The organism is Streptomyces phytophilus (genome assembly GCF_013870535.1).
GTDB lineage: Bacteria > Actinomycetota > Actinomycetes > Streptomycetales > Streptomycetaceae > Streptomyces > Streptomyces phytophilus.
The window spans coordinates 1-4,292 of record NZ_JACBXC010000474.1 but is presented as its reverse complement, the minus strand read 5'-3'; the positions used below and the strand labels follow the sequence as shown (position 1 = coordinate 4,292).

3 protein-coding genes and 1 pseudogene are annotated in these 4,292 nt (G+C 74.8%); 2 read left to right on the top strand and 2 right to left on the bottom strand.

The genetic code is table 11. The features are described from left to right. Both H5J30_RS19525 and H5J30_RS19520 read right to left on the bottom strand, forming a co-directional pair. Positions 1 to 251: pseudogene (locus H5J30_RS19525) on the bottom strand (hypothetical protein); the annotation flags it as partial. Between the two features lie 149 nt (positions 252 to 400). Further along, complete coding sequence (locus tag H5J30_RS19520; RefSeq protein ID WP_181788701.1) at positions 401 to 1,558, bottom strand: alkaline phosphatase PhoX; 1,158 nt, start codon at positions 1,556 to 1,558, stop codon at positions 401 to 403. 192 nt (positions 1,559 to 1,750) lie between these two features. Here H5J30_RS19520 and H5J30_RS19515 point away from each other — a divergent pair, with 192 nt between their 5' ends. Both H5J30_RS19515 and H5J30_RS19510 read left to right on the top strand, forming a co-directional pair. Then, positions 1,751 to 3,502, top strand: coding sequence for an NAD+ synthase (locus tag H5J30_RS19515; protein WP_181788700.1), 1,752 nt, complete (start codon positions 1,751 to 1,753; stop codon positions 3,500 to 3,502). Positions 3,503 to 3,584: 82 nt separating this feature from the next. After that, on the top strand, positions 3,585 to 4,292 hold a 708-nt coding region (locus H5J30_RS19510), incomplete at its 3' end, for a pyridoxal-dependent decarboxylase (protein ID WP_258563416.1).

Here is a 4,292-nt window from a genome sequence, read left to right as displayed (position 1 = left end):
GCAGGGCCGGCCCGCGGCACCCGGTGGCGTACGAGGGTGGGGGAGAGGGCGGGCAGGCCGGACCAGACGGCCTCGTCGTCGAGGTGGGCGGCGAGGTGCCACGGCTCGTACGCCTCGGTGCCCACCAGCAGCAGCCCGCCCCCCTGCGCCTCGACGGCCCCCCGCAGCACCCCGGCGAACCGCCGCGCCGCGCCGGGCCACTCGGTCCCGGCCAGCACTTCCCGCAACAGCGCCACGCGCACGGCATCCATGGGGCGGGATGCTGCCGGAGGGGCCCGGCCGCCCGCAGGAAAAGGGCCGGGGTGTCACCGTTTCGGGCGGCATCCGGCAAACACGGAGGGGGTCCAGGGGGCTTCGCCCCCGGACCCCCCGGAACCGGCGTCCCGGTCCCCGCCGGGGGCTACGCGCGGAACGGGCCGTGGACCTCGTACGTGACGCCGTCCGTGCCGGCCGCGAAGCCGCTTTCGCCCCGCTGCGACGAGAAGTACAGCCGGGAGCCGTCCGGGGAGAACGCCGGGCCGGTGATCTCCGACTCCGGGTGGCCGTCGATGCGGACCACCGGGGCCACCGTGCCCGCGGGGGTGATGATGTTGATCTCCATGTTGCCGCCGTCCTCGGCGACGTACAGGTCGCCGCCCGCGCGGCCCGTGATGTTGTCGACCGTGCCCAGCGGCTCGTCCGCGTCGTAGACCACCGCCAGGGCGTTGGCGCCCGCGTCGTAGGCCCAGACGCGGTTGTCGCCCTTCGTCGTGAAGTAGCAGACGCCCGCCTGCGGCGAGTAGTAGCAGCCCTCGCCGCCGTCGAAGTGCAGCGCCTCGCCGACCTGCGCCCGCGTCTGCTCCCACGGCCACGGCGCGTCCGGGTCGGGAACCTCGCGCCACTCCACCGCCCCGCCGCCCGCGTCGCACAGCACGTCGAGGCGGCCCGACGACAGCGCGCCCCACGCCCCCCAGGACGCCGGCGTGAAGCGGTAGAAGCAGCCGTCGTCCTCGTCCTCCGTGAGGTAGACGACCCGGCGGTCCGTGTCGCACGCCGCCGCCTCGTGCTTGAAGCGGCCCATCGCGCCGTACGAGGAAGCCGAGCGGTTGCCGTACGGGTCCGTCTCGTAGACCTTGCCGCGGTACGTCTCCTCGCACGACAGCCACGTGTTCCAGGGCGTCGCCCCGCCCGCGCAGTTGAGGTTCGTGCCGTCCAGGATGCGGCGGGCCGCCGTCACCGAGCCGTCCGCGCCGAAGCGGAGCGCGGAGGCGCCGCCGATCAGCGGGAGTTCGGAGTTGGAGACGTAGATCCAGCCGTCGCCGTCGGCGAAGCACGCGCCGCCGTCCGGGGCGCCGTGCCACGTGATGCCGCCGACGGAGCGGGTGGAGCGGGCGACGACGCGGCCGGTGAAGCCCTGCGGCAGCGCCAGCCCGTTGGCGTCGGGGGCCAGCAGCGGGCCGTACGGGCTGTCCGCCGCGGCTGCCGCCGCCGGGGTCGCGGCGGCGTGCCAGAGTCCGCCGGTGACGGCGACGGCGCCGGTGCCTGCGGTCACTGCGCGGAGAAACGAGCGGCGCTCCATGGGGGGTCCTCCCGGTCCGGGGTGTCGGTGGCTGCGTACGGGCGAGTAGGGGTGCGGGGTGCCCGCGTCACGATGCCCACCCGGCGGTTGCCGGTGAACTGGGTCGGGTCACAAATCTGGGCGAACATTCTGTGACGCAGGCCGCCCGGCCCCGGGCACGGTATTGCGTCAGACAGACGATAAAATGGGTCCGTGCCTCAACTTCGCCTCGCGCTGAATCAGATCGACGCCACCGTCGGCGACCTCGATGGCAACGCCGACGCCGTCGTCCGCTGGACCCGGCACGCGGCCGACCGCGGCGCGCACTTCGTGGCCTTCCCCGAGATGGTGCTCACCGGCTACCCCGTGGAGGACCTGGCCCTGCGCTCGTCCTTCGTCGAGGCGTCCTGCGCCGCGCTGCGCGCGCTCGCCGGGCGGCTGGCCGCCGAGGGCCTGGGCGGGACGCCCGTGCTCGTCGGGTACCTCGACCGCAGCGGCGAGCGGCACCGCTACGGGCAGCCCGCCGGCTCGCCCAAGGACGCGGCTGCCGTGCTGCACCGCGGCGAGGTCGTCCTCACCTTCGCCAAGCACCACCTGCCCAACTACGGCGTGTTCGACGAGTTCCGCTACTTCGTCCCCGGCGACACCATGCCCGTCGTCCGCGTCGCCGGCGTCGACGTCGCGCTCGCGATCTGCGAGGACCTGTGGCAGGACGGCGGCCGGGTGCCGTCCGCGCGGATCGCCGGCGCCGGCCTCCTCGTCACCGTCAACGCCTCGCCGTACGAGCTGAACAAGGACGACACCCGCCTGGAGCTGGTCCGCAAGCGCGCCCAGGAGGCGGGCTGCACGACGGCGTACGTCGCGATGACCGGCGGCCAGGACGAGCTGGTCTACGACGGCGACTCGATCGTCGTCGACGGGCGCGGCGAGGTCGTCGCGCGCGCCGCGCAGTTCACCGAGGAGTGCCTGCTCGTCGACCTCGACCTGCCCGCCGCCCCCGCCGAGCCGCCGGCCGGCATCGCCGACGACGGGCTGCGCATCGAGCACGTGACGCTGTCCGCCGAGCCCGTCGCGCCGTACACCCGCCGGTACGCGGGGGTGGTGGCCGAGAGCCTCGGCGACGAGGAGGAGATGTACACGGCGCTGGTCACCGGGCTGCGCGCGTACGTGACGAAGAACGGCTTCCGCTCCGTGCTCATCGGCCTGTCCGGCGGCATCGACTCCTCCCTCGTCGCCGCCGTCGCCTGCGACGCGCTCGGCGCCGAGCAGGTGTACGGCATCTCCATGCCGTCGCGCTACTCCTCGCGGCACTCCCGCGACGACGCCGCGGAACTCGCCCGCCGCACCGGGCTGCACCTGCGCGGCGTCCCCATCGGCCCGATGTTCGACGCCTATATGGAGTCCCTGGGGCTGACCGGCCTGGCCGAGGAGAACCTCCAGTCCCGGCTGCGCGGCACGCTCCTGATGGCCGTCTCCAACCAGGAGGGCCCCCTCGTCCTGGCCCCCGGCAACAAGAGCGAGCTGGCCGTGGGCTATTCGACGCTGTACGGCGACTCGGTCGGCGCGTACGGCCCGATCAAGGACGTCTACAAGTCGGTCGTCTTCCGGCTCGCGAAGTGGCGCAACGCGGCCGCCGCCGAGCGGAACGAGATCCCGCCGATCCCGGAGAACTCCATCTCCAAGCCCCCCAGCGCCGAACTCCGCCCCGACCAGCTCGACACCGACTCGCTGCCGGACTACGACGTGCTCGACGCGATCCTGGAGCTGTACGTCGACCGCGACCGCGGCAGCGCGGAGATCGTCGCCCGCGGGTACGACCCGGAGCTGGTGGAGCGGGTGCTGCGGATGGTGGACACGGCGGAGTACAAGCGGCGGCAGTACCCGCCGGGCACGAAGATCTCCCCGAAGGGCTTCGGCAAGGACCGCCGCCTGCCGATCACCAACCGCTGGCGGGAGCGGGCGTAGCGGCCGGTCCCGCCTTTGGTCCTGTGGTCCGCCCCGGCTTTGGCCCTGGAGGGCCGGCCGCGGGTGGTCCAGGGTGGGCCCCATGGCAGAGGACGTCGAGGAGGCGTCCGGCGGGCTCGGCGGACCGGGGCCGCTGGACGTGGGCGGCGAGGCGGGCGCGGAGCTGCTCGCCGAGGCCGCGGGACTGGTCGTACGGCACGCGGAGGCGGTCGCCGCCGGGCCGGTGGCGCCCGCGGAGCCGGGCACGGACCGGATCCGCGCGTGGCTCGCCGGCCACGACTTCGCGGAGCCGCGTCCGGCCGGCGAACTGCTGGCGGAGGTGACCGGGGCGCTGCGCCGCTGGGGGGTGCACGCCACGCACCCGCGCTACCTGGGCCTGTTCGTACCGACGCCCACCTGGTGGGGCGTCGCCGGCGAACTGGTCGCCGCCGGGGTGAACCCGCAGCTCGCCGCCTACGGACACGCCCCGGCCGCGGTCGAGATCGAGCGGCACGTGCTGCGCTTCCTCGCCGCGCGCCTCGGCCTGCCGCCGGCCGCGGACGGCTCCTTCACCACCGGCGGCGCCGAGGCCAACCTCACCGCCGTCGTCGTCGCCCTGACCCGGCGCTTCCCCGGCTACGCCGACACCGGGCTGACCGGCCTGCCGGGGCAGCCGGTGCTCTACGCCTCGGCGGAGAGCCACCTCGCCTGGCTGAAGATCGCGCACACCACCGGGCTCGGCCGCCGCGCCGTACGGCTCGTCCCGGTCGACGCGGCCGGCCGGCTCGACCCCGCCCGGCTGCGCGAGCTG

Coding starts and splice junctions, on each gene's coding strand:
- H5J30_RS19520 (WP_181788701.1), bottom strand. CDS start 1,558: ATGGAGCGCCGCTCGTTTCTCCGCGCAGTGACCGCAGGCACCGGCGCC.